Origin of the sequence: Frankia sp. Hr75.2 (genome assembly GCF_949319125.1) — a bacterium.
Classification (GTDB): domain Bacteria; phylum Actinomycetota; class Actinomycetes; order Frankiales; family Frankiaceae; genus Parafrankia; species Parafrankia soli.
Genome location: NZ_CASGGV010000044.1, coordinates 48,648 through 74,626, shown reverse-complemented (window position 1 = coordinate 74,626; position 25,979 = coordinate 48,648). Strand labels below are relative to the sequence as shown.

Genomic DNA, 25,979 nt, shown 5'->3' with positions numbered 1-25,979 from the left:
TGACGATGGCACTGCTAGTAGTGGCGGGGCCGGTGGCGGGTCGTCCGCCGGCGGCGGTGACGCATGTCTCTGGCGCCGGAGGCGCCGGTGGGGCGTTGATACGGTTCGTCCGTGCTGGTCTCGGTTTTCCCGTCCGATGACGGTCCTGGTCCGGACGATCAGCCCGGGCCGGGGGGCGACTGCGACCGGCGCGGCGAGACGCCCTCGCCGAACGGGCAGGCTGCGGCCGGGCCCGCGGCGCACCGGCGGCACGATCCGCTGGGCGATCGCTGGATCATCGTCTCGGCGGGCCGGGTGGCGCGTCCGTGGCGCGGCGGCCAGGAAGCGGTCGCCACCGCCGTGGGGACCTACGACCCCGAATGCCATCTCTGCCCGGGAAACGTGCGCGCCTCCGGCAAGGCGAATCCCGACTACGACGGCGTTTACGTGTTCGACAACGACTTCCCGGCGCTGCGCCCCGAGCCCGCGGACCTGGCCGCGTCCCCCGATCAGGCGGTGTCTCCCGATCAGGCGGTGTTTGCTGATCCGTCCGGGCTGGATGCGCGGGCGGCGGGGCTGCTGCACGCCGAGCCGGGCATCGGCACGTGCCGCGTCGTCTGCTTCGACCCGGGCCACGACCAGTCACTGGCGAGCCTGGGGCTCGACCGGGTGCGGGCGGTGGTCGACACCTGGGCCGACCAGGAGCGTGAGCTCGGCCGGACCTGGAACTGGGTGCAGATCTTCGAGAACCGCGGCGCCGCGATGGGGGCGTCCAGCCCGCACCCGCACGGGCAGATCTGGGCGTCGTCGTTCCTGCCCGACCTCGCCGCGGTCGAGGACCGCACCCAGCGCGACCATCTGCGGTCCAGGGGCACCTCGCTGCTGGTCGACTACGCGGCGCTGGAGGCTGAGCTCGCCGCCGCGGATGACGGCGCCAGCACCGCCGCCGCCAGCAGAGCCACCAACGGCAAGGCCACCAACGGCAAGGCCGCTGACGGCGTGGACGGCCCCGGCCGGTCCGCGAGCCGGGTGGTCGTGGCGAACGACCACTGGCTCGTCGTCGTCCCCTACTGGGCGTTCTGGCCGTTCGAGACGCTGGTGCTCCCGCGCCGCCCGGTCGGCCTGCTCCAGCACCTGACCGACGCCGAGCGCGACGCGCTGGCACAGGCGCTGCGGTCCCTGCTCAGCTGCTACGACGCGCTGTTCGACTCGCCCTTCCCCTACTCGATGGGCTGGCACGCGGCGCCCGGCGCGCGCCCGGATCCCGACGCGCCGGTGCCCGCGCACTGGCAGCTGCATGCCCACTTCCACCCGCCGCTGCTGCGGTCACCGACCGTCCGCAAGCACCTGGTGGGCTACGAGATGTTCGCAGGCGTGCTACGCGACATCACCCCGGAGGACGCCGCCGCCCGGCTGCGGGCCGCCGGGGCGCGCGCGGAGAAACGGACAACAGAGCCCACGCGGGGGCTCACGCCGGGATGATCCCGAGCGGTGGCCTGGCTTCCGGTGGCAGCAGACGCGGGGGTCAGCGGGTGCTGGGGAGTGCCGTCGTCCCGGACCACTGCTGGGAGAACCCCCACAGGGTGCCCGTGGCCCACCACGGCCAGGCGTGTCCGCCGTCCCAGGGGATGCCCACCACCGTCGATGAGCTGGTGACCCGCTCCGACTCGGTGCGCGCGTCCGGGAATGTGACATGGACGTAGTCCGACCAGCCGCCGCGCCACGGCACGGTGGTGTCCGCCGTACCGTGGATGTGCATCATCCGGATGCGTGCCTGGTCGCAGGGCACGAGCAGGTGGCCCGCGACAACGCCGGCCGCCGCGAACACGTCCGGTGCCTCGCAGACGGCGCGGGCCGCCAGCATCCCGCCGTTGGAGTAGCCCCAGACATAGACGCGGCTGCGGTCCACCGGGGTCCGCCGGGCCACGTCGGCCACGAGTTCGCGTAGGTAGGCGATGTCGTCCTGCCCATTCGTCCCGGCGCAGCAGGTGCCGGCGTTCCACGATCCGTCCACGGCGTGCCCGTAGGCGAGCACGAACCCGTGCTCGTCGGCGAACGGGGTGGCCCCGCTGATGTCGCGCATGTCGGCCGCGGTGTGGGCGTAGGCGTGCAGCAGGACGACGAGCGGCCTGGGCGCCCCGGAACGGACGGTGGTGTGCAGGTCGTAGCTGCGCCCCGACCGGAGCGCGATCTCCTTGGTGTACACCGGGCCCGCGTCGGTGGCATCGTTCGCGGTCCGGTCGCCAGTTCTGTCGGTGGCCCGGTGCATGGTGGACGCAGCGGCCGGTGACGGGGACGCGGGCGTCGCGGCCGGCCGTGCGGGGGCAGGCGCCGTAGCCGCGGGAGGTGATCCACCGCCGTACATCAGGGCCACCGGCACGGCGGCCAGCGGGATGCCGACGATCACGAGCAGCACCGCCAGGAGCCTGCCGCCGGCCGTCACCGCACCCCCAACGCCCGGCCCAGCGCGACCTGAGGCCACCGAAGACAAGAAGAACGACCCTGCTCACGAGGAGGTGAGATCGGGTGGATCCGGGAGATGTTCGTACGTTGCTGTGATCGACAGAGGCTTCTCGCCGGGGGTGTCATCGTAGTGGGCGCCGACGGCCGGTCGTTCCCTGGGCGAGGCGTCTCACCGGCGGTGTCCTCCCGCGCGCGAGCCGCCACCAGCGGGTGCCTGCCGAGGGTGCCATGGCGGCTGCCGTCCGTGCGGGCCGGCCGACGTGCGCCGGCCGCAGGTGCCCTCCGGTGGGTGACAGCCGGCGGGTGACGGGCCCGGCGCGTGGCGAGGTCAGCCGGGGCGGAGCCGGTCGATCGCCCGGTAGACGCGCTCCTCGGAGACCGGGTACGGCGTGCGCAGCGCCTGGGCGAACAGGCTGACCCGCAGCTCCTCGATCATCCAGCGGATCGCCTGGACCGGTTCGGACCCGGCGCGAGCCGGGCCCACCTCGTCGATCAGCTCGTTGAAGGCCTCGACGACTTTACGCACCCGGAGGGTGAGCTGGCGGTCCCGGGCGGCGTCGGCGGGCAGCCGGTCCAGGCGCCGCCGGGCGGCGGTGAGGTAGCGCTCCAGATCGGGCAGGCGCTCGGCGCCCGTCTCGGTCACGAAGCCCCGGTGGATCAGTGTGTCGAGCTGGGCACGCAGGTCGGTCGCGGTCACCAGCAGCGCCGGGCTGCCCAGCGCCCGCACCCCGAGGCTGATCTCGTGGGCGGCGGCCAGCACGCGCTCGGTGCCGCGGACCACCGACCACGCGGTGTCCGCCAGGTCCGCGCGCACCGTCTCGAGTAGCGCGGCGAAACCCGCCTCGTCCCGGGCGGGCCCGCCGGCGCGGCGCAGCAGCGTGTCCACGGCGGCGGCGACGCAGTCGTCCAGCAGGTCGGTGACGTCGCGGTGCGGGTTGTTGCTCAGGGCCAGCTTCGCCGCGTTCGGCAGCCGGCCGATGATCCCCCGGACGGGGGAGGCGACGTTGAGCAGCAGCAGCCGGCGGGTGCCGGCCCACATCGCGCGGTCGGCCTCCTCCCGGTCGTCGAAGACCCGGACCGCGACCGAGTCGCCCTCGTCGACCAGAGCCGGGTGGGCGCGCACGACATGCCCGCCGCGGCTGCGCTCGATCACCGCGGGCAGCGTGCCGACGTCCCAGGTGCGCAGGCCCGAGCGTTCCACGCCGGCGGCCGCGGCCGAGACGACCGCCTTCGTCCGGGGCCGTAGCCGGGCCCGCAGCTCGGCCAGGTCCTTGCCCTCCGCGAGCGTCGCCCCGCCGTCGTCGACGACCCGGAAGGTCATCCGCAGGTGCGGCGGCAGCAGCTCGGCCAGCCGCGGCGGCGCCCAGACCCCCGAGGGGAGCGCCGAGCCGCTCATCCGGTGCAGCTCACCGGCGACGGCGTCGGCCAGCGGGCGGTCGTCGGCCGGCGGTCCGCCGCCCTCGGCCGGGGGACCGCCGGGGGCCGGGCCGTCGTCGGAGGTCAGGCGGTCCAGGACGGCGCGGGCGTAGTTCGGCGCCGGGACGAAGCCGCGCCGCACCACCTTGGGCAGCGCACGGATCAGCGCGGTGACGAGCTCCTCCCGCAGCCCGGGCACCTGCCAGGTGAACGGCTCCGCGCGCAGCGTGCCGAGGACCGGCAGCGGCACCCGTACGGTCACCCCGTCGGCGGCCTCCCCGGGCGTGAACTGGTAGGTGAGCGTCAGCTCGACGCCGTCGGCGACCCAGGTGTCGGGGTAGTCCTGCTGGCGGATCGCGCCCGCGTGGTCGTTGACCAGCATCGACGCGGAGAAGTCGAGCAGGTCCGGCTCGGTGCGGCGGGTCGCCTTCCACCAGGTGTCGAAATGGCGGCCGGAGACGACGTCGGCGGGTATGCGCTGGTCGTAGAACTCGAACAGCGTCTCGTCGTCGACGAGGATGTCGCGGCGGCGGGCCCGGTGCTCCAACTCCTCGACCCCGGAGAGCAGCTCCCGGTTCGCGTGGAAGAAGGCGTGCCGGGTGTTCCAGTCGCCCTCGACGAGCGCGTGCCGGATGAACAGGTCCCGGCTGACGACCGGGTCGATCCGGCCGTACTGGACCAGCCGCGACGTCACCAGCGGGATCCCGTACAGCGTGACCTTCTCGTAGGCCAGCGCCGCGGCCTGCTTGCGGGACCAGTGCGGCTCGCTGTAGGTATGCCGCAGCAGGTGCTCGGCGAGCGGCTCGACCCACTCGGGTTCCACCCGCGCCACGGTCCGCGCCCACAGCCGGGACGTCTCGACCAGCTCGGCCGCGACGACCCAGGTCGGGATGCCCGGCCCGCGCCGCCCTCCGGCCTCCGCGTCCGCTTCCGCCGGTGCGCCCCGGCCCGCGTCGCCGGCTTCGGGCCGCGCCGGCCTCCGCCGCGCCAGCCCGGAACCGGGGAAGATCGCGAAGCGGGCGCCCCGGGCCCCGAGATAGTCCTTCTTCTCCGGCTCGTAGCGGCCGAGGTGGGAGAGCAGCCCGGTGAGCAGCGCCTGGTGCACCGACCGGGCGTCGGCCGGGCTGTCGTTCGGCTCCAGCCCCAGGCTCCGGGCGATCGCGCGCAGCTGGCCGTGGACGTCCTGCCACTCCCGGATCCGCAGGTAGTTCAGGAACTCGGTGCGGCACATCCGCCGGAACTGGTTGGACGACCGCTCCTCGCGCGCGGTGCGCAGGTGCCGCCACAGGTTCAGGATCGACAGGAAGTCCGACGTCGGATCGGTGAACCGGGCGTGCCGCTCGTCGGCGGCGGCCCGGTGCTCGACGGGCCGCTCCCGCGGGTCCTGGATGGCCAGCGCGGAGGCGATCACGAGCACCTCGGACAGGCAGCCCAGCTCGCCGGCCGCGAGCACCATCCGGGCCAGCCGGGGATCCACCGGCAGCTGGGCGAGACTGCGCCCGATCGGGGTCAGCCGTTTGCCGGGCTCGGCGTCCTCGATGAAGGCACCCAGCTCGGTCAGCAGCCGCATGCCGTCGGTGACCTGGCGCGACTCCGGCGGATCGAGGAACGGGAAGTCCGCCATCTCGCCGAGGCCGAGCGCCTCCATCTGCAGGATCACCGAGGCCAGGTTGGTGCGCAGGATCTCGGGATCGGTGAAGGCCGGCCGGCCGGCGAAGTCCTCCTCCGAGTACAGCCGGATGCAGATCCCGTCGGACGTCCGGCCGCACCGGCCGGCCCGCTGGTTGGCCGAGGCCTGCGAGACCGGCTCGATCGGCAGGCGCTGCACCTTCGTCCGATGGCTGTACCGGGAGATGCGCGCCAGCCCCGGGTCGATCACGTAGCGGATGCCCGGGACGGTCAGCGACGTCTCGGCGACGTTGGTGGCCAGCACGATCCGGCGTCCGGTGTGCGGGGTGAAGACCCGGTGCTGCTCGGCCGAGGACAGTCGGGCGTAGAGCGGGACGATCTCGGTCATCGGGAGGTCGCGGCGGGCCAGCGCGTCGGCCGTGTCGCGGATCTCGCGCTCTCCGCTGAGGAACACCAGGATGTCGCCCGGCCCCTCGGCGCACAGCTCGTCCACCGCGTCGCAGATCGCCGAGACCTGGTCGCGCTCGGTGTCGGCGCCCGCCCCGGTTCGGGCGTCGCCACCGGCTCCTCGCCGGGCCTCGCTGTTGCCTCTTCGGCCGTCGCCGCCGGCTCCCTTGCGACCACCGGCTCGTGGTTCGCTCCGTGCCGCGGTGCCGGCATCCGCGTCGGCGTCGGCGTATGCGTCAGCCTCGGAGTCGGCATCGACGCCCGGCCCGGTGTCGATCAGGGGGCGGTAGCGGGTCTCGACCGGGTAGGTGCGGCCGGAAACCTCGATCACCGGCGCGTCGTGGAAGTGGCGGGCGAACCGGTGCGGGTCGATCGTCGCCGAGGTGATGACCACCTTGAGGTCCGGGCGGCGGGGGAGCAGCCCGTGCAGGTAGCCGAGAATGAAGTCGATGTTGAGGCTGCGCTCGTGCGCCTCGTCGATGATCAGGGTGTCGTACTGGCGGAGCAGCCGGTCGGCGGTCAGCTCGTTGAGCAGGATGCCATCCGTCATCAGCTTGATCAGCGTGGACGGGCCGACCCGGTCGGTGAAGCGCATCTGGTAGCCGACCAGCCCGCCCCCGCTGCCGTTCCCGCCTCCGCCTCCGCTGCCGTTCGGGCCGGCCTGGGCCCGGTCACGGCCGGTCTCGGGGATCACGCTGCCGAGCTCCTCGGCGATCCGTTCCGCCACGGTGCGCGCGGCGATCCGCCGCGGCTGGGTGTGCCCGATCATGCCGCGCACGCCCCGGCCCAGCTCCAGGCACAGCTTGGGGAGCTGCGTGGTCTTGCCCGAACCGGTCTCGCCGGCGATCACCACGACCTGGTTGTCCCGGATGGCGGCCAGGATCTCGTCCCGGCGCTGGCTGACCGGCAGCTCCTCCGGGTAGCCGATCACCGGGACGCTGGCCCGGCGCGTCTCCACCCGCAGCCGGGCGGTCTCGACGTCCGCCGCCAGCCGCGCGATCGAGGAGTCGCGCGCCGCCGGGTCGCGCATCCGGCGGGCCCGGTCGAGGTGCCGGCTCAGGCGGTGGGCGTCGCGCGCCATGAGCTGGGGCAGGCAGGCACGCAGCTCGGCCAGCGGCGGCGGTGCCGGCGGCGGCGTTTCAGCAGGAGAGATCACAGACGGCGTATTCCCGGGCGGTCGTCGGTTCGTGGGTACCCCGGTCGAGCTGGGCACGGGCCACGCTACGAGCGCGGCCGCACTCCGGCCCGGACCGCGGCGGCCGCCTTCGCGCGGCGTTGTCTTCGAGGCAGCTCTTCCGAGGCAGCCCCTCAGGGCAGCATTGTGCCCGCGCCGCCGCGCGCCGGCACCTGCTTTTCTCCAGCGCCGGGCCGGCGGCCCGCATTCCCAGCGGACGCCGGCTCCGGTCGGGGATCGTCCCGGGATCAGCCCCGGGCCCGGGCGGACGCGCCGCCCGGGCGGGCGCGCTCAGTCGGTCGACGCGGTCAGTAGGTCGTGGTCGCCGCCAGCGCGAGCAGCACGAGCGCGCCGACGGCGGCGGTGGTGCGGATGGAGTTGAAGAAGTCCCACCGGGCCCGCTGGGACTGCCAGTCGGCGGGCGGGGCCTCCGGGCGCCAGGTGGCCATCGCGTTGTTGATCGGCAGGTCGCCCCGCACCGTGACGAGGATGTTGGTGAGCACGGCGACGGCCGCGACGGCGGCGATGATCGCGCAGGTGGACGCGCCGTCCACGGCCGCCACGACGGCCAGCGCGACCGTCGACAGCAGACTGCTGATCTGGAGCGGCTTCATCAGCTTCGGGTAGCTGACGTCGAACGCCTGCTTGACCAGCACATACGAAGTCGGGGGCAGGGAGTGCATCGCGGGCCGGACGGCGACCAGGCCGACGGCCATGGTCCCCGCGACGAGCCCGGTCAGGACTAGGGAGATCACGACAAGCGCCGAGACCATGGTTTTCCGGCTCTCCATCCTGTGGGCGCGGCTGAATGGGTGCATTCATACCAAGTTGCGGGAGCACTTGGGTGCCATTGCCTAGATGTGTGCCGGTTGATGCAGATGTCTGCCGGAGTCACCGACGGTGGACGCGTCGGCCGCCGCCGAGGTCGCTCGGGCCGGCCGTGGCCGGTTGCGACGCCGCGGATCGCGCCGCGAGCGCATCCTGAGCGCCGGGGCGGCGCCGTGTGGAGCCCGCGGATACACCGCGAGCCGCGGCTCCGAGCACCACGGCTCAGAAGGGTGTCGAGGTGGCCTGGCCCGCCCGAGCCGTGGCCTGCCTCGTGCCGCCGGACGGCCCCGCAGGACTGGCTGGCCTATCCGGCGTCGGGGTGAATCTCGTTGTGGTACGCCTGGCCGGCTTCAGAGCTCGGTGATGATTTGGCTGAGAAGCTCGGGCGTGGTGGCCGGCGGCGGGCTGTCCACCGTCAGCCGGTTCATCGCTTCGGCGTAAATGTCCACATCTTCTCTTTTATCCATGTAGACGGCGCCGGTGAGCTGCTCCAGGTAGACCACATCGGGGAGGTCTGACTCCGGGAAACGCAGGATGCTGAAAGCGCCGCCCTCGGCCGCGTGCCCGCCGAAGGCGAAGGGCATGATCTGCAGAGTCAGGTTCGGCAGGTCGCACAGGGCGATCAGCTGCTCGAGCTGGCTGCGCATCACCTTGGGGCCGCCGATCGGGCGCCGCAGGGCGGCCTCGTCGACAACTACCCACAGTCGAGGCGCGTTCTCGCGGTGGAGAACCTTCTGCCGGTTCATGCGCACGTTGACCCGGCGCTCGATGATCTCCGCGGGCACACCGGTGTTGCCCTGCTTGATCACCGCCCTGGCGTACTCCTCCGTCTGGAGGAGCCCGGGGATGAACTGGAGCTCATAGGTCCGGATGAGCTGCGCCGCCTCCTCCAGCCCGATGAAGGGCTGGAACCAGTTCGGGAGCACGTCACCGAAGCTGTGCCACCAGCCGGGCCGGTTGGCCTCCCGGACGAGGGAGAGCAACGGCGCGCGCTCGGCGCTGTCCGTCACCCCGTACAGGGTGAGGAGGTCGTCGACGTCGCGTTCCTTGAAGCTCACCCGCCCCAGTTCCATGCGGCTGATCTTCGACTCCGAGGCCCGGATGTGGTAGCCGGCATCCTCGCGGCTTATGCCCTTTTCCTCCCGAAGCCGACGGAGCTGTGAGCCGAGCAGGATCCGACGTACGGTCGGACCGCCACCCGGCTGAGTGGTCGTCACTGTCGGCCCCCTCGCCATAGGTCAATGCAAGAGTACGGCATTCGATCTTCTACCCTCGTTCACCTCGCGCCTTCTCCGCCCCGTTCAACTCAAGTCACGTCTCGCGGTGCGAACGAGATACGTATACACGGTTGACGGAGAGCGCTCGCGACCGACTCCCAATTTCGGTGGGGTACGAGACTCGGTCCGGCCGTTCCGCATACTGCCCGGTCATTGCGTCCCACGCTGGGTACGCATTCCGAGGTTGGGTGGGCGGCTCCGGGCGCGGCGAAGCCCGGGCGGCGGGTGCGTAACCCGCGTCAGTCCGGCCGGCTCCTGGGACGGCTGCCGTTACCCCCGCCATCGGGCATCCCCCGGGGCGGGACCACCGGAGGAGGTCTGGTGGTGCCTGCTTCCATCCGGATCCCCCTTGACCGGATCAGCCTTGCTCGGTCGCCACTGTGGCAGAAAGACCACGCTGGGTCGAGCAGTTGCCGGCCGCCGGAGCACACCTCTGATCTCCTCACCGGTGATCCCGTCGCCGGGATCGGAAGAGCGCCTGTCAACGACGCGGAGCACACCTTTTTCCCCGCTCGCCGACGGTGCTCGCGCCTCGCGCACGGTGCCGCCGCGTTCGGTCCGGGACCCGCTTCTGTGGGCCGGAATCGGGCGTCGTGTCGACCGTACAACCTCCCCGCGGGCCTGCCGGGTGTGATCGGGACCTTCGTCTCGGCACGTAGGGCGGTACGGCGCTGAGGGCGGGAGCCTGGCCGCGCGCGCCGGAATTCACGTGGGAACGCTGCTCGGGGCACGCGCCGGCGGGATGTCGGCAGGCCGGACGGGCGCCGCCGCGGGCGGAGCCGAACAGGCCGTTCGCCACCACTGCCGGCGCCGGCGAGTGGGCACGATCGGGTGATCACCGGAATGGATCCTTCGGGCGGCCGAGGCGGGCTGGGCGCTGCCTGGCCGGGTCGGGACGGGGTCGGGACCGGACCGGACCGGGGCCAGGTTCGACGGGTCCGATGGCGTCGCGTCTGTCGGGGCTGGGTCCGTCAGCCGCCGGGTCTGTGTAGCCGTCGGGTCCGTCGGGCGTCGGGTCCGTCGGGCCGGGCCGGGGCCGGAGGGCTGCGGGTTCGTGGCGGGCTCTCTTCCTTCCGATCTTCTTTGTCGCCGGAGAAAGTCCTACACCACAGGGGATCTCCGCGATGATCCGTGTCCGTAACGACGATGAAATGTAGACGGAACACGAGATCGACGTTCCGCCTGCGGTATTCCGTAGTGCATTCAGTGTGTCCTGGTGTTGATGTCGTGTGTCCGTGTCGCGGGTTGTGAGTGTCACCCGAAAGGGCCGATCCGTAGCGGTCGAACGTCGCGTGCACGTGGGCGCAGGTCGGATGCACGTGCACACGCGCGTGCTGTATCGTGAGCCGAAGTCCGTGCAAGCGCACGCGCCGACCCCCGGAGGGAGGTGGGACGAGGCCTCTCATCGGCCGAGGCTTCCCTGTGGCGGAGCGGTTCTGTGGCTGCGGACGAGCTGCGAGCCGCTCGAGCGGAAAGGTGCCCAGACCGCGTGTAGCGATCGCCTGGCTCCGGACGAATCTTCAGGAGAACGACCTTGTCCAAGATCTACAGCGGTATGCCTGCCACGGCCCTACAGCGGGTTACCTGGCAGAAGAGTCGACGGAGCAATTCGCAGGGCAACTGTGTCGAGATGGCGCGGCTTCCCGGGGACGCGGTGGCCGTCCGAAACTCCAGGCATCCCGACGGACCCGCGCTGGTTTACACGCGGGCCGAGATTGAGGCGCTGATCCTGGGCGCGAAGGACGGGGATTTCGACAACCTGCTCATCTGAGCGGGGTGGTCTCACGGGGGTCCCCAGCACGTGGCGTCACGGTCGCCCTCGGGGGTGGTGACCAGGCATCCGTCAGGGTGTCGTTCGACACGTGTGAACTAACGGAAAGTGAAATGCCGAACGCATCAAGCGATCTCCAGGTGGCGAACGCATGGGACATCGCGCCACGCACCACCGGCGCCACGAACCTCCGCCTGGGTGACTCGCGCCAGGTACGCACCATCACCGCTGACGAACGAGGCGCCGGCCCACCGGCGCCGGCCGCTCGATCAGCGCCAGGGCGAGCTTGACGGATCCTGCTGTAGTCCGTCTCGCTCCGGATCACGACCGGACACCGGCGTCCGGTCATGATCGCAAGGTGAGATGCGTGGCTGGGAGCTCTCCGCCAGACCGTCTCCGTGACGCCCTGCGCGGGCCGCCGTGGCCCGTCGCCAGGCGCCGATACGGGGGCGGGCAGTACCCCAGGCCTCGGCAGCACCTGCCGGGTCGCATGACGGCTTGTGGACCGCCGGATCCACGCCCGCGCACCGCCCGCACCCGACCGCCGACGCGAGACCCGGTACCCGCCGCACCACGTACCGATGCGACATCGACCCCCCGGGGCTGACGCGAGCGCTGCCATGCCCTGTACGCGCACCGGAGAGCCGAATGACGACCCTGACCATGGATCGGATCTTCACGTCCGGGGATCTCCCGCTCCTGTCCCTCCCGCAGGCCGACGGGCTGATCACCTGCAGATGGTTCCACGAGCCTGTCGTGGTGCGGGCCCTGGCCGAGGACGGCGGTGACGCCGTCGGTGAACGGCGGCGTGCGCAGGTGGGATTCGTGATGGTGGAGCCGAGCTGGCTGGCCCGGGCCGCCGCCGAGCGGGTCCGCGGCCCCGGGATCGACGCGGTCGTGATGCACATGCAGGGCGGGCTGCCCGGCCGCAGCGCCCTGGCACTCGCGTTCGCCTCCCACCTGCGGTCGGTGCTGCTGCGCAGCGGGCGGGAGACCCACGTGGTCACCGCCGGCGCCCGGCCTGACCTGACCGGCCTGGCGGACCTGGTGCGCATTCCCCATCTGGTCACCGTCACCGACGCCACCGGCGCGATCGCCGACACCGTGGTCTGGGAGGTCATGACCGACGCCCAGTTCGACGCGTGGCTCGACGGAGCCCCCCGACCGGACCAGCACGCGATCGAGGCCCACCTGCCCGGTCTGCTCCGCCTGCGCGGTCTGCACCGGTCCGGCCGGCTCGACCGCCGGCGAGCCGGTGCCCTGCTGGACGTCCTCGAAGGCGGGACGCTGTCAACCCGGCTGATCCACCTCTGCCCTCGGGTCGTGCTGCCGCTCGCCGCGGCAGCGGCTGCCTAAGGCCACCCGCCGCGGCAGTGCGCAGCGGCAGCATGAGGCCACCCGCCGCGAACAGCCCGGTGCGGGCGCTCGACCACGTGTGACCATCTCGTCGTCCGCAGACCGTTGCATCACCCGGTGGGGCGGTGCAAACATGTACTAGCTGCCCGGGGATCCCCCCGTACCCCGGGCGGCCTTTTCATGTCACCGGCAGGGTCGTGCCATCCGTCGGCCCGGGGCCGACCAGCCACCGTCCGGTGCGTCGTCCAACGCCCCGTGGAGCCGGTCGGGGATGCTGATCACCAGCGCGGTGCCCGGATCCGCTCCCGCGGAGCGGATCTGCCGCGCCGCCGCCGCGACGGCCGACTCGATCACCGCCGACACCCCGTCGTTCATCGCCGGGACGGCGTAGACCACGTGGGGGAACCTGCGCAGCAGGTCGCCGGCGACACCGATCGCCGCGCTGATCCCGTGGTTGACCCGCTCGACCTGCACGGCGGCGCAGGATCCGTCGGCGAGCCGGGCGACACCGTCCGGAACGTGCGCGCCGGTCCGGACCGCCCGCTCGTGCTCGTCGCGCCAACGGCGCGCGCCCACCCACCCGACCACCGGGATGCCGGGCGGCCGGTGTTCCAGCAGCAGCCGGGTGCGAGCCACCTCGGCGGCGTGCACGGCCGCGGTCAGCGGGCCCGCGGCGCTGTGATCGACCTCGCCGACCAGGCGTGCGCCGTCGTCGGTGAGACGCACGATCCGACCCCGGTTGGCGAACAGCCCCTCCGCCTGGACGAGATCCGCCTGCTGCCAACGCCGCACGACCGCCCTCGCCGCGCTCGGGGAGGCCAGCCGCGCCGGGTCGAGCACGATGGCGAGATCCACCTCGTAGGCCGAACCCATCTCCAGCAGCCAGCTCAGGCACCGGAAGTCACGCGCGTTGATGCGGATGCTGCCCTTGTCGGATCGTTCCTTTCTGGCCACCTGGCTCATCTGTGTGCCTTCCCTGGACACCGGATCGGGTGCCGCCTCCAGACTGGCCCGATCGCCACGGAGGTCGTCCCGCCGCCGGATCGAGCGAGAAATTTATATAGAGGATTATTCTCTGGTTGTTTCGGCGGCACCCGCGGCGAGGTGGGTCTGGCACCGCGCGGGATGTGGGAGGTGAGGTTCCGCCTCCGGGGTATTCGCCTCCGGGACAAAGGCACGCCGTGGTATCGGTCGATCCCGCGGATGAGAACGCCGATTCCTCATCCGATGTGCCATCGTCGGCCGGAGGCCCAATTCTGCCAAGCGGGCGAACGCTGTCAAGTGCTCCGCCGGCCCGGCGTCGGTATTCGTGTCGACCCACGGCCGCTTTCCGTGACTCCGCTCCACGCCCGTATGGGCCTCGGGTCGTCGCCGCGGCGGGACGCCCGTCCGCGGCTTTACCGGGCCGCGTTTCCGGGATATTGACCGGAGTCAGCACTCCGCCGCTGTGGGCCGGTGTGCGGGTGGGGTTCGCCGCCGGAGCCGCCGGCTTCGCTGACCCGTCCGTCCGGCCTGCCCGGCTCCCGGCTGGGTGGGCGTGACCGCAGGTGGCGCGGCGGTGACCGACCGGTGTCGGGCCCGCCGCCGCGGGACCGCACCGGACGCCCGTCAGCGCCCGCGGCCGGCGGGGGAACGAGAGAAAGCCGGCGAAGCCAGGCGGGTGAGGTTCGTTCTCCCGAATCTCGGAATCATCCCGCCGGCGCGGTGAATCGGTCCGGCCGCGTGATTCGTGCGGGGGATCTTCCGGGCTTCTCCGCCACCCGGCGAGCGGCCCGGCCGCGGCCGGGCTACGGTTCCGCCCATGTCGTCAGCCGTCACACTGCCTGCATGGACCGAAACGTCGAAGTACCTGTCACTGACCACCTTTCGCAGTGACGGGCGATCCGTCTCGACGCCGGTGTGGTTCGTGGTCAACGGCGCCGAGCTGCTCGTTCTTACCGACGAAAAAAGCGGAAAGGTGCGCCGTCTGCGTGACTCCCCGCGGGCGACGGTCGCCCCGTGCGACGCCCGCGGAAAGGCGGCGGAGAGCCCGGTGGAGGTGATGGCAGAGATCGTCCCGGAACGTACCGGTGCCGCGCGGGCCATGGTGCGCCACCGTTACCGGGTCGCGGCGCCGCTGGTCTCGGCCATGTCGAAGGCGGCGCGCACGGTGCGCCGGCGTCCGCCGGAGACCCAGACCGCCATCCGGATCACCCTGCCCGGCCGGTAGCCGCACCCGCCACCCGCTGTTGGGGCGGCGGCCTCACGTGCCGTGGACGCCGCCGAACATCGCCTCCGACCGCAGCCGCAGGCCGGCCGTCTGGTCCACGATCTTCCGTTGGACGGCGGCCCGGGGGTCACGGCTGGTGATGCCCTTGATCCCCAGGTCGACGGCCAGCGCCCGCAACCGGGCCACCGTAAGCGGGCCGAGGGCGTCCAGGAGCTGCTCGGCGGCCGCGCGGCTGGGCGCGTCGAGCAGGGATCGGCGCAGCTCCTCGAGCTCGGCTCCGCTGGGAACCTCGACCTGGGCCCGGCCCGCGGCGCCCGCCGCCGCACCAGCGGGACGTCGCGCCGCCGTGCCCGTGGGACGTCGCGCCGCCGTGCCCGAAGGGCGTCCGGCGGCGGTGGACACCACGGCGAGCCGGGCGTGGCCCGCGATCAGGTCGGCGACCTGGCGGCTGTCGAGGCCGGTCAGCAGCTCCGCCACCTGGCGCAGCAGCAACGCGCCGAGGTCCGCGGGCGAGGCGCCGGAGTCAGCACCCACGGCGCCGGTTCCCGTGCTCATGGTGGTGGCTTCAGTACCCACGGTTGGCCGCCCCGATTCGCCGGAGGAACTCGTCGACGAGCGTGCGCAGCTCGAGTGCGAGCCCGCGGGGAATGCGCTCGGAGAGCACGACGGGGAGCTGGGTTCCGGCCGCGCCGGCGAAGTAGCTGTTGCTCTCCCGGACCATCGCGTCGAACACCGGCGCGTCGAGGCTTTTCGCCAGCTCGATGTGCGGCTGCATCGCGGTGATCGGCTGGCCGCCGTAGTACTGCACCATGGTGAACACGATGCCGAGGATCTGCGGGTCGAGCCGTTTGACCCCCGGGTAGCGGTCCGACTGCATGTCGGCGACCCGGTTGTACTCCCACGCGAAGCGGCGCAGCCGGGTGAGCAGGTGCTCGATGCCCAGCGTCGACAGCTCGTCCGGCCGGGCCGGGACGAGCAGGAAGTCGCACGCGGCGACCGCCATGCGGGTGATCACACCGAAGTTCGGCGGGCAGTCGATGAGCACCAGGTCGTAGTCGTGCGGGTGGAACGTCGCCAGGCCCGCGGCGAGACGCTGGTAGACGTCGAAGTAGTACCGGGTCGAGCGGTGGACCTGCGCCCCGCCCAGCCGGGCCGCCAGGTTCATCTCGACGTCACCCAGCGAGAGGTGCGACGCGACCAGCCCGAGCCCGCCGCCGTTGTGGGTGATGGCCGAGTTGACGACCGGCGGCGTCGTGACGAACGGTGAGAGGTGCGGAACGTAGGACTCGCCGCGCCAGGCCTCGAACCACTCCTTGACGGTCCGGTCGTCGGCGAGATTCGCCCGCCACTCCTCCGGGCGGTAGAACGAGAACGTGAGGCTCGCCTGCGGGTCGAGGTCGATCATCAGGACGCGCTTTCCCCAACGGGCGATGTCCGCGCCGATGTTCGCGGTGAGCGTCGTCTTTCCCACCCCGCCCTTGTAATTGACGACTGCCACGACTTTCACGGCATCCTCGCTCCCGTATCCCGCCGGTGCTGGTAAGAGGAAACCACACGCCGGCGCGTGATTCGTGCGGCGGGGCGCACGGCGGAGATTCGCGCGGAGCGGGTTTGTGCGGAGAGTGTTTGTACGGCGGGGCCGGGCCGGGGCGGATTCGCCGCGCCGGGCACGCTACTCCGTAGGACGGCCGGGCACGCTGTTCCGCGGGGCGGCCGGGCACGCTGTTCCGCGGGGCGGAGAGCGCGGCGGACCGGCCTGCCGGCCGTCAGGGCGGCGCGTAGCCGATGAGCCCCTCCGCTGTCTGGCCCTCGCAGTCGGCCTGGAGTGATTCGAAGTGATCCTCGCCGATACGGCACCGGTACACCGCCTGGGTGGCCGGCTCCGCCGGCTTCGCCGCGTAGATCCAGCCCAGCACGCCCACCGGCGTGCGACTCTCGCATGAGGACGCCAGCGAGGTGAACGACTCCGCCCCGTTGAGGCACGTGTAGACGGGAACCGTCCCAGGGGCGTCACCGCTGGTGAAGAGCTTGCCCAGCACATGCTCCAGGTGGAAGCCGGCCGCCGGCGCCGCGCTCGTGAGCGAGGCGTGATCCTGACCGTTGTAGTAGCGGTACAGCGGCGTGGCCGGCGGCAGCTGCGGAGTCTGGGACGGCGCGGGCGCGGGGGCCGCCGACGGCGGCACACCCGGTGTGCCCGTTGAAGGGCCCGGCGGATTCGAGCCCGGCGCCACGCCGGGGGAGCCGGAGGCGGTCTGGGTCGCGCCCGGCTTCGCGGGATCCGCGGCCGGGAAGCCCGGCCGGCTCGCGCGTGCCCCCTTGTCCGCCGGCACCGGGGGCACCATGTCCTTGAGCGCCCCGACCCGCATCCGCGCGTCCTGGTCGCTCCGGTCACCGCTCCCCGCCGACCGGTCCCATCCCACACCGGTCACGGCGAACGTGACCGCGAGCACGGCGAGGGCCAGGCCGGCGGCGGCGAGACCGGTCAGCAGGCCGGAGCGGCCGCCACCGGTGCCGCCGCTCCCGCGGCGGCGCGCCCGCAGGGTCCGATCCGCCACCGTGCCGATGCCCGGCGCCACCACCGCGCCCGCCGGTGCCACCGAGCCCGCCCGCGCCGCCGCGGTCTGGACGTCCGACACGTCGGGCGGGGGGCCGGCGCCTGGCGGCGTCGGTGGAACCCAGCCGGTTCCGATCAGTCCGCGGACCGCGGCGTCGGCCTCGTCGAGGCTGGCCACCGCGACCCCGGCGAGGCTGGACACGACCTGCGTCGCCGTCGGCCGCAGGCCCGGGTCCTTGGCGAGGGCACGGGCGAGCAGCGGGAGCAGGTGGTCGGGCACACCGGTCAGATCGGGGTCGTCGGCGAGCATGCGCATCGCGGACACCGCCGGCGCGTCGGCGGGGAACGGGTGCCGCCCCCGCGCCGCGAAGACCACACACAGAGCCCAGGCGAAGATGTCTCCGGGTGGCCCGACCCGCTCGCCGCGAAGCTGCTCGGGCGCCATCCACGCGACGGTCCCGAGCACGCCCCCGGCGGTCGTGTGGCTCGTGGCGTCGAGCGACCGGGCGATGCCGAAGTCGATGATCTTCGGGCCGTCCCAGGCCAGCAGCACGTTGGACGGCTTGAGGTCGCGATGCACCAGGCCGGCGGCGTGCACGGCCACCAGCGCGTTCGCCAGACCGGCGGCGAGGCCGGCGAGCATCGGCCCGTCGAGGTGCCCGCGCCGGCTCACCGCCGCCTGCAGGCTCACCCCGTCGACGTACTCGGTCGCCATCCACGGTGTCGGTGCGTCGACGTCGGCGTCGAGAACGGCGGCGACGAACGAGCCGCGCACGCGGCGGGCGGCGGCGACCTCCTGGCGGAACCGGCCGCGGAACTCGGCGTCGCCGAGCAGGTCAGGCCGGACGACCTTGACCGCCGCTGGTCGGCGGGCGGGGTCGAACCCCAGGTAGACGGCGCCCATCCCACCGGTGCCGAGCCTGCCCGACAGCCGGTACGGCCCGATGGCACGCGGGTCGGAGTCGATGAGCGGCTCCAGCATCCGGTGTCCTTTCCGCCGCGGCTCGGTGTCGACGGCGCCGGGCCGGCCGCCCGGTCGCCGATGGTATCCACCGGCCACATGCGCCCGAACAGGCCCAAATGCCACACGGCCGTGGCGGCGGCCGGGTGTCACCTTCGGCAGGGGGTCGCGCCGAGGGCGTCGAGGGGGCGCGACATCATGGGACGTACCGGCGCATGGCCGGCCATCCGTATCGGCGCGGCACCTGGGAGCACCCATGTCCGACCTGTCCGTTGATCTGAACGCCGACCCGGCCACGCTGGTCGACGCGCTGGGCTCGTTGTCGGAGTCCCAGACGGAGACGGTTCTGCGTGGCCCGTCGGGCGACGCCGTCCTCGACGAGCTGTTCGCCCGGATGCGCGACAGCTTCCAGCCCGAGAAGGCCAAGGGCGAGGACGCGCTGGTCCAGTTCGTCCTCAGCGGTGGGCCGGGCGGTGCGACGCGGGTGTATGTGCTGGCCGTCCACGGTGCGGCGTGCGAGCTGACCATCGACCCGCCCGGCGGCCCGGCGCCGGGCGGCGGGCGGACGGTGACCATCACGACCGACCGCGTGCGGCTGGTGCGCGTTGTCACAGGGCAGGCGAATGCCGCCAAGCTCTACCTCACTCGCAAGATCAAGATTGACGGTGACCTCAAGTTCGGCGGGCAGGTCGTCTCCTGGTTCGGGGTTCCCTCCGAGAACTGAGCGCCGCCGGTTACCGAGCGCACACCGCTGCGGGATCGCGTTATGGTCCGGCGGGGATCCGTAAACGGGCTGTAATCGATCCGCAGGACGGGTCGCGTCGCCTCGAGGTCCGTTCCGGTGGCCGGTCTGGCAGGCCGCCGGAACAGCTGTTGTGCAGGGTGTTGCCAAGACTTCCTGCTCACGCAACCATCTATCACCGTGACATGTGACGAGGTAATGCAGGTAACTGACCCGATCGAACGTGCGGGGCTTGCCGACGAGCTGATGTGGACGTCACATCCGCAGCGTTCGGCCCTGCGCGCAATCAGGGCCGCCGCCATCAGGCAGGCGCTCGAGGGCGGGTACGCCCCCACCGATCTCGCCAGCCGGATGAAGGTGACGGTCGCCGACGTCGGATGGATGGCGGACCACCCGGTGTCCGTGCTGCCGGCGGCGCCGCGAATGGCCGAGCGGGCGACACGCATCGCCTGAGCTCGCGGTCGGGACCGCGACGAGGGACGTAGTCCGGTCAACGGCGACCGGGCACACCTTTCGCCGGCCCCCTGGAACCGCCGAATCCCGGGGTGGCTCCCGCAGGCGGATCCGCTTTCTGCCTTTCTCCTCGCCAGCCCACCCTTGGCCCTTGGCCCTCGCTCGTCGCGGAGCAGGGCGACGTCGGCCCGCCGGGCGGCCCCGGTCGCAAAAGCTTGACCTGAAGTCAACTTCAGGTATTAGCGTCCGAGCCGGCTCGTGATCCCCCGGCCGTCCGGCCGAGGGGCCGCGTGCCCCGAACGCCGCCGGCGCGCCCACCTGGGACGCGCGGAAAACTGTCGGACCTCCGTGTTCCGATACGTGCGGCCGTACGGACCTCGGCGACGGACAGGTGGTGTTCAGATGAGCATGGAGTTCGCGGCCTGGAACTCGATGTATTCGGCGATGCACGCCCAGGAGGAGCGGCGCCCGTTCTCCCGGGCGACCGTGCGCCGGATCGCGGGATTCGCCCGGCCGCACCGCCGCACCCTGGGCCTGTTCCTGGTGACGAGCATCGCCGGAGCCGTCCTGGCGGTGGCGACGCCGGTGCTGGCCGGCCGGGTCGTCACCGCGATCGTGGACGGCTCCCGCCCCCGCACGGTCATCGTCCTCGCGGCGCTGATCGCGGCGATCGCGGTGGCCGAGGCCGCCCTCGGCGTACTCAACCGCTGGCTGTCCGCCGGCATCGGCGAGGGCCTCATCCTCGACCTGCGCACCGCGGTGTTCGACCACGTCCAGCGGATGCCGATCGCCTTCTTCACCCGCACCCGCACCGGTGCCCTGGTCAGCCGGCTGAACAACGACGTGATCGGCGCCCAGCGCGCCTTCAGCGACACCCTGTCAGGAGTCGTCGGCAACCTCGTCGCGCTCCTGCTCACCCTCGTCGTCATGATCAGCCTGTCCTGGCAGATCACCCTGCTCGCGCTGGTCCTGCTCCCCGTGTTCGTCCTGCCGGCACGGCGGATGGGCTCCCGCCTCGCCCGTCTGGAGCGCGAGGCCGCCCACCACAACGCCGTCATGGGCTCGCGGATGACGGAACGCTTCTCCGCCCCCGGCGCCACCCTGATCAAGCTGTTCGGCCGGCCCGCCGACGAATCCGCCCAGTTCGCCCGCCGCGCCCAGCGGGTGCGCGACATCGGCCTGCGCACCGCCATGGTCCAGTGGGTGTTCGTGACGGCCCTGACCCTCGTGTCCGCCCTCGCACTGGCGCTCGTCTACGGGCTGGGCGGCTACTACGCCCTGCGCGGCGAGCTGGAGCCCGGCGCCGTCGTCGCCCTGGCGCTCCTGCTCACCCGCCTCTACGCGCCGCTGACCTCACTGGCCAGCGCCCGGGTGGAGGTGATGAGCGCCCTGGTCAGCTTCGAGCGGGTGTTCGAGATCCTCGACCTCGAGCCCCTCATCGTGGAGCGCCCCGACGCCCGCCCGCTGCCCGCCGGCCCGGTGTCGGTGGAGTTCGACCACGTGCACTTCGCCTACCCCTCGGCCGACGCCGTGTCACTGGCGTCGCTGGAGGAGGTGGCCGTCCTGGACGAGCGCGAGAACGGTGAGGTGCTGCACGACGTCTCGCTGCGGGCCGAGCCGGGCCAGATGATCGCCCTCGTCGGTTCGTCCGGGGCTGGAAAATCGACGATCGCCCAGCTCATCCCGCGTCTCTACGACGTGGGCTCGGGCGCGATCCGGCTGTCCGGGGTGGACGTCCGTGACCTGACCGCGGACTCGCTGCGCGAGACCATCGGCATGGTCACCCAGGATGACCACCTCTTCCACGACACCGTGCGGGCGAACCTGCTGCTGGCCAGGCCCGAGGCCACCGAGGCCGAGCTGTGGGACGTGCTGGGCCGGGCCAGGCTGGCGGACCTGGTGACCCAGCTTCCCGACGGGCTGGACACCGTGGTGGGGGAGCGGGGCTACCGCCTCTCCGGCGGGGAGCGCCAACGCCTCACGATCGCCCGCCTGCTGCTGGCCCGCCCCCGGGTGGTGATCCTGGACGAGGCCACCGCGCATCTGGACTCCACGTCCGAGGCGGCCGTGCAGGAGGCGCTCGGCGAGGCGCTGGCCGGCCGGACAGCGCTGGTGATCGCGCACCGGCTCTCCACCGTGCGGTCGGCCGACGTCATCCTCGTCATCGAGGCCGGCCGGATCGTCGAGCGCGGCAGCCACCCCGAGCTCATCGCGGCGGGTGGTCGTTACGCCGAGCTGTACCGGACCCAGTTCGAGCAGCGGGACCCCGTCGCGGAGGTGCCGCTTCAGCCTGCGCCTGCGCTCGCCGGCGCCGAGTAGGCCCGGTGGCGGCGAGCGCAGGCGGCGGTTGGCGCGGCAGCGTGCCAGCCATGGCGAGCGCGGCGGCCAGCGCCGTGGCGGGCGCGGTGGGTACGGCTGCGCCCGCCACGGTGTGGTCAGCCGGCTGGCAGCGCCTTCGACCACAGGACACCGCCGGCCGCGTCACGCAGCTCGACGGTCAGCGCGCGGGAGCCGCCGTCGATCGCGAGGCGGCCGAAGAACTGCAGCCCGGCGGAGGGAGGGAGGTTCGACTGGCCGGGCGGAGGCGTCCGGGCGAAGACCTGCTCGGGACCGAAGGTGGGATCGAGCGCGTTGGGGCCGAACGTGCCCGCGTTCAGCGGCCCCGCCACGAACTCCCAGAACGGGTCGAAGTCCCGGGTGGCGGCCCGGTCGGGGTGATAGCTCAGCGCCGCGGTGTAGTGCACGTCCGCGGTGATCCATACGGTGTTGCGCACCCGGTTGCGCCGGATCGCCGAGAGGACCTGCCCGATCTCGACCTCACGACCCAGCGGCACCCCGGGCGAGCCCTGCGCCACTCCCTCGATGGCGGTGGTGCCGTCCGGAACGACGATGCCGAGCGGCAGGTCGTTCGCGATCACCTTCCAGGTCGCCCTGCTCCTGGTCAGGCCGTCGATGAGCCAGTCCCGCTGCCGGGTGCCGAGAATCGCCGCGCCGGCCGGATCCGTCTGCCCCACCCCGTTGTTGTTCTTGTAGCTGCGCATGTCCAGGACGAACACGTCCAGCAGCGGGCCGTAGGAGATCTTGCGGTACAGCCGGCCCGCCGGGTCCGGCCGGCCCGGCAGTGTGGGGGTGTACTCGAACAGAGCCTGCCGCGACCGGGCGGACAGGACGTCCACGCGCTTCTCGGTGTACCGGTCATCGGTGAGGATCTCGCCCGGATACCAGTTGTTCGTGGTCTCGTGGTCGTCCCACTGGAACACCCAGGGAACCTCGCGGTTGAACGCGAGCAGGTTCGCGTCCATGAAGTTGTAGCGGAAGTTCCCGCGGAACTCGGCGAGGGTCTCGGCGACCTTGCGCTTCTCGTCGGTGACCAGGTTGCGCCACACACTGCCGTCGGGCAGCGCGACCGTCTCGGCCAGCGGCCCGTCGGCGTAGACGAAGTCACCCGAGCAGATGGCGAAGTCCGGCGACAGCCGGCGCATCGTCTCGAAGATCGTCATTCCGCCGCGGTCGGGGTTGATTCCCCAGCCCTGGCCGCAGACATCACCGGACCACACCAAAGACACGTCCCGGGGGCGGACCGGCGCGGTCCGCAGACGTCCGACCAGGGTCTCGCCGACGCGGCGCGGATCATCCGCCGCCGCCAGCCGCACCCGGTAGAAGACCTCGCTGCCGGGCGGGAGCCCGTTCACGGCGACGACCCCGGTGCGGTCCGTGGCATCGGTGAGACGCGTGACGCCCACCGTCCGCGCCGACCGGAACGACTCGCTGCCTGACACCTCCACGGTCATCAGCGCCGGGCGGTCCGAGCGGGCCCAGATCACGGCGCCGCTGGTGTCGACATCGCCCGCCTGCACCCCGGAGGTGAACGCCGGGCGCCCGCCCAGCACCTGCCCCGGCCCGCCGGCGGCGACCGCCGGCGCACCGGTCGCGGCGCCGGCCCGCCCGGCCCCGCTCCCCAGCCCGACGACGCCGGCGGTCGCCACGACGGCGCCGCCGCGCAGCAGCGCCCGGCGTCCCACTCCGGCCGGCCCGAGCTCCGCCGGACCGTTCTCGAGGGGTGACGTGGATCGGTGGTCAGGTGCGGTCATGAGCGTCCTTCCTCCGGCCGCACCGGCCCCGCGCGCGCCCCGGCGGTCGCTCCCCCATGGCCGCCATCCCGCGCGGTGGCTCCGGCGCGGCGTCAGCGCGATGGCCCCAGTGGGGAGAAGCCTGGCAATCACGGCGATCCGGCGACCGACTCCCCGCCGACGCTCCGCGTACGGCGCGATGAACGTTGCGGAACGCGATGAACATCGCGCAGAGGTATGAGCGCTGCGGATCGGGCGGGCCAGTCAGCCCGGCAGCCGGCCAGCCGGCTGGTGAGGCCCCGATCCCGGCTGGTGAGGTCAAGAACCCGGCTGGCGAGGTTCTGAACCCGGCCGCGGGCGGCGCGGAACAGCCCCCGTGGCGATCTGGCCCGGTCGGAGGGTGTCTCCGCGTGGGCGCTCCTGACCAGCGCGGACGGGACCACCGGGTGGTCCCGTCCGCGAGTGCATAGCCTATGATTTCCGCCCCAAGCGCTGTTTTCCGTGTGGTGCGCCGGAGGGAGACCCTGGATTGGGCGGGCGACCGGGTGTGCCACGGGATCCAGAGCGGCGATCCAGAACGCTCCCGTTCGACCTGCGCGGCGGAGGCCGGCCGCGCCGCAGCGCCTCCTCGCAGCTCTACCGGGTGCTCCTCGGCTTCCTGTCCGTCCTGGTCTTCGCCGTCACCGCGGGCGGATGGGCCGTCTACACGTACGCCAACGGCCGCATCGGGCAGGTCAACCTCGACCTCGGTGACGACCGGCCCGAAGAGTCCGAGGGCGCCACCAACTTCCTGCTCGTCGGCACGGACAGCCGTGCGGGCCTCGAAGGGCAGCGCTCCGATACCACGATCCTCGCCCACTTCGGTGAGGACGAGACCGTGACCATGCTGTCCATCCCGCGCGACACCTACGTCACGATCCCCGAGTACACCGACACCGACGGGCGCAAGCACGCCCGGCACAAGGCCAAGTTCAACTCCGCGATCTCCGACGGCGGCCCGTCACTGCTGGTCCGCACGATCGAGTCGCTGACCAACATGCGCATCGACCACTACGTCTCGATGGACCTGGCGGGCTTCAAGTCGATCACCGACGCGATCGGCGGCGTGGACGTCTGTGTCCTACCCTCGGACCACAAGGAGTTCGTCGCCGAGAACGGCCGGACGAGCCGCAACACCAACGACCCGATGAGCGGCTTCGTCGGCGGCCCGGGGACGGTGCACGTCGGCGGCGAGCAGGCCCTGGCGTTCGTCCGGCAGCGGCACGGCCTGCCCGGCGGCGACATGGACCGCATCCGCCGCCAGCAGCAGTTCATGGGCGCGGTGTTCCACAAGGTCGTCGGCGGCGGGGTCCTGACGAACCCCAGCCAGCTCGAGCAGCTCCTGTCCACGGCCACCGGCGCGCTCACCCTGGACGACAACACCGATCTCCTGGACCTGCGGAAGCTCGCGACCAGGCTGAAGGGCATCGCCTCGGGCGGGGTCGGCATGCAGACCCTGCCGACCCATCCGCCCACCAGGGCCGAGGGCGCGGTGAACGACCGCGGCGAGATCCTCGTCGGAGGGCAGAGGGTGTCCGTCCAGTTCTACAACCCGGCCGATCTGGAGCGCATCGTCGCCCCGCTGGGCGGCTCCACAGGTTCGGCCCCGGGCGCCGGCGGCGCCGACGCCACCGAGGTCGCCGTCCAGGTCTTCAACGGCAGCGGGATCGCCGGACTGGCCGCCGACGCCGTCGACGAGCTGAACGGCAAGGGCTTCCGGGCAACCAACGCCGGCAACGCCTCCACCAGCAACTACGTGACCTCGCGGGTCCGCTTCGGCACCGGCCTGGACGCCGCGGCGGCCACCCTGCAGACCCTCGTACCCGGGGCACGGCTGGAGAGCGACCCCGGCATCGACGGGCTCCAGCTGATCCTCGGATCGTCCTTCGACGGCATCGCCGACGTCCCGGTCACGGCTCCCGCGGCCGCTCCGGCCGCCACCGGCGCCGAGACCGCCGCCGCCGGTACCACGGCAGCCGGAACCGTCCCCGGCGCACCCGCGCCCCCCGCGGCGGCCACCCCACCCCCCCCGCCGAACTGCACCTACTGACCGTGGGATGTCCACCCGACCGCGGGACGCCGTAGTCGGCCCGGGGGCTGACCGGGGTGCCGGGGCGGGTCAGTCGGGGTCCGGTTCGTCCGTCGCGTGGCTGGCGGAGCCCTTCGGGATCCGTTGGCGTGGACTCAGCGCGACCCAGTCCTGGGCCCAGGCGGACAGCGGCTCCAGAACGCCCAACAGCCGACGTCCATGGCTGGTCAGGCGGTACTCGCCGGCCTCGTCGACCTCGACCAGGCCGGCTTCGCGCAGCTCGCGCATCCGCTGCGAGAGCTGGGACTCCGGCGCGCCGACCCGTCCGGTGAGAGACCGGAAGGAGGACGAACCGCCGCGAAGGCTCCAGAAGGCGGCCAGCGTGTACCGGCGTCCCAGCAGTTCCAGGATGGCGGCGAGCTCCTCCGGCACACCGGCCGCAGCCTGCCCGGAGCCGGAGCCGGAGCCGGAGCCGGAGCCAGGCCCGGACCCGGCACCTGACCCCGGCGTGGCACCGCCGGCATGCGTGGACGTCCGCCGGCCGCCGGGGCCGCGCCGCCCCCGGTCAGCGCGCACGGACAC

Annotated in this window: 18 protein-coding genes; 8 read left to right on the top strand and 10 right to left on the bottom strand. The window is 72.5% G+C overall.

All coding sequences use genetic code 11. The features are described 5' to 3' along the window. The first annotated feature begins 111 nt into the window (after positions 1 to 111). Entirely contained in the window at positions 112 to 1,461 is a 1,350-nt protein-coding gene (locus tag AC559T_RS05155; protein WP_498867940.1) for a UDP-glucose--hexose-1-phosphate uridylyltransferase, read from the top strand. Positions 1,462 to 1,504: 43 nt separating this feature from the next. Here AC559T_RS05155 and AC559T_RS05150 read toward each other — a convergent pair whose 3' ends face one another. The 4 genes from AC559T_RS05150 to AC559T_RS05135 all read right to left on the bottom strand — a co-directional run bounded on the left by AC559T_RS05150 (position 1,505) and on the right by AC559T_RS05135 (position 9,153). Next, entirely contained in the window at positions 1,505 to 2,395 is an 891-nt protein-coding gene (locus AC559T_RS05150) for a CE1 family esterase (protein WP_498867939.1), read from the bottom strand. A gap of 375 nt (positions 2,396 to 2,770) precedes the next feature. After that, positions 2,771 to 7,015 carry a DUF3418 domain-containing protein gene (locus AC559T_RS05145; protein WP_498867958.1) on the bottom strand — a complete coding sequence of 1,415 codons (4,245 nt, stop codon included), beginning with the start codon at positions 7,013 to 7,015 and terminating at the stop codon, positions 2,771 to 2,773. Positions 7,016 to 7,416: 401 nt separating this feature from the next. Next, positions 7,417 to 7,881: an anthrone oxygenase family protein gene (locus AC559T_RS05140; RefSeq protein ID WP_131626859.1), complete on the bottom strand. Its 465-nt coding sequence runs from the start codon at positions 7,879 to 7,881 to the stop codon at positions 7,417 to 7,419. 405 nt (positions 7,882 to 8,286) lie between these two features. After that, positions 8,287 to 9,153: a Sco1979 family transcriptional regulator gene (locus tag AC559T_RS05135; RefSeq protein ID WP_131626860.1), complete on the bottom strand. Its 867-nt coding sequence runs from the start codon at positions 9,151 to 9,153 to the stop codon at positions 8,287 to 8,289. Between the two features lie 1,594 nt (positions 9,154 to 10,747). Here AC559T_RS05135 and AC559T_RS05130 point away from each other — a divergent pair. Together AC559T_RS05130 and AC559T_RS05125 are read left to right on the top strand one after the other, a co-directional pair. Continuing rightward, positions 10,748 to 10,984, top strand: coding sequence for a DUF397 domain-containing protein (locus AC559T_RS05130; RefSeq protein WP_020458923.1), 237 nt, complete (start codon positions 10,748 to 10,750; stop codon positions 10,982 to 10,984). 648 nt (positions 10,985 to 11,632) lie between these two features. Further along, a complete protein-coding gene (locus AC559T_RS05125; protein WP_112108261.1) occupies positions 11,633 to 12,340 on the top strand; it encodes a hypothetical protein in 708 nt (235 codons plus the stop codon). A gap of 183 nt (positions 12,341 to 12,523) precedes the next feature. Here AC559T_RS05125 and AC559T_RS05120 read toward each other — a convergent pair whose 3' ends face one another. After that, positions 12,524 to 13,303: a hypothetical protein gene (locus tag AC559T_RS05120; protein WP_235014564.1), complete on the bottom strand. Its 780-nt coding sequence runs from the start codon at positions 13,301 to 13,303 to the stop codon at positions 12,524 to 12,526. An 838-nt stretch (positions 13,304 to 14,141) separates the two neighbouring features. Between AC559T_RS05120 and AC559T_RS05115 the strand changes: the two genes are divergently transcribed. Continuing rightward, positions 14,142 to 14,549, top strand: coding sequence for a PPOX class F420-dependent oxidoreductase (locus AC559T_RS05115; protein ID WP_071061269.1), 408 nt, complete (start codon positions 14,142 to 14,144; stop codon positions 14,547 to 14,549). 33 nt (positions 14,550 to 14,582) lie between these two features. Here the strand turns inward: AC559T_RS05115 and AC559T_RS05110 are convergent, their stop codons facing one another. The 3 genes from AC559T_RS05110 to AC559T_RS05100 all read right to left on the bottom strand — a co-directional run bounded on the left by AC559T_RS05110 (position 14,583) and on the right by AC559T_RS05100 (position 18,085). Continuing rightward, a complete protein-coding gene (locus AC559T_RS05110) occupies positions 14,583 to 15,104 on the bottom strand; it encodes an oxidoreductase (RefSeq protein WP_235014565.1) in 522 nt (173 codons plus the stop codon). A 10-nt stretch (positions 15,105 to 15,114) separates the two neighbouring features. Further along, entirely contained in the window at positions 15,115 to 16,056 is a 942-nt protein-coding gene (locus tag AC559T_RS05105; RefSeq protein WP_112108263.1) for a ParA family protein, read from the bottom strand. A gap of 259 nt (positions 16,057 to 16,315) precedes the next feature. Beyond that, a complete protein-coding gene (locus tag AC559T_RS05100) occupies positions 16,316 to 18,085 on the bottom strand; it encodes a protein kinase domain-containing protein (protein ID WP_498867938.1) in 1,770 nt (589 codons plus the stop codon). A gap of 235 nt (positions 18,086 to 18,320) precedes the next feature. On the opposite strand from AC559T_RS05100, the gene AC559T_RS05095 reads away from it, so the two are divergent. The 3 genes from AC559T_RS05095 (at position 18,321) to AC559T_RS05085 (ending at position 21,578) form a co-directional block, all read left to right on the top strand. After that, on the top strand, positions 18,321 to 18,788 hold the full coding sequence (locus tag AC559T_RS05095) for an SCP2 sterol-binding domain-containing protein (protein ID WP_498867937.1): 468 nt from the start codon (positions 18,321 to 18,323) through the stop codon (positions 18,786 to 18,788). Between the two features lie 216 nt (positions 18,789 to 19,004). Beyond that, on the top strand, positions 19,005 to 19,259 hold the full coding sequence (locus AC559T_RS05090; protein WP_020458932.1) for a hypothetical protein: 255 nt from the start codon (positions 19,005 to 19,007) through the stop codon (positions 19,257 to 19,259). Between the two features lie 402 nt (positions 19,260 to 19,661). Next, positions 19,662 to 21,578, top strand: a complete 1,917-nt coding sequence (locus AC559T_RS05085; RefSeq protein ID WP_112108265.1) for an ABC transporter ATP-binding protein — start codon at positions 19,662 to 19,664, stop codon at positions 21,576 to 21,578. A 116-nt stretch (positions 21,579 to 21,694) separates the two neighbouring features. Here AC559T_RS05085 and AC559T_RS05080 read toward each other — a convergent pair whose 3' ends face one another. Further along, entirely contained in the window at positions 21,695 to 23,350 is a 1,656-nt protein-coding gene (locus tag AC559T_RS05080; protein WP_498867936.1) for an alkaline phosphatase D family protein, read from the bottom strand. 526 nt (positions 23,351 to 23,876) lie between these two features. Between AC559T_RS05080 and AC559T_RS05075 the strand changes: the two genes are divergently transcribed. Further along, positions 23,877 to 25,418: an LCP family protein gene (locus AC559T_RS05075; RefSeq protein ID WP_498867935.1), complete on the top strand. Its 1,542-nt coding sequence runs from the start codon at positions 23,877 to 23,879 to the stop codon at positions 25,416 to 25,418. A gap of 69 nt (positions 25,419 to 25,487) precedes the next feature. Here the strand turns inward: AC559T_RS05075 and AC559T_RS05070 are convergent, their stop codons facing one another. After that, a complete protein-coding gene (locus tag AC559T_RS05070) occupies positions 25,488 to 25,973 on the bottom strand; it encodes a winged helix-turn-helix transcriptional regulator (protein ID WP_498867934.1) in 486 nt (161 codons plus the stop codon). Positions 25,974 to 25,979: the final 6 nt, after the last annotated feature.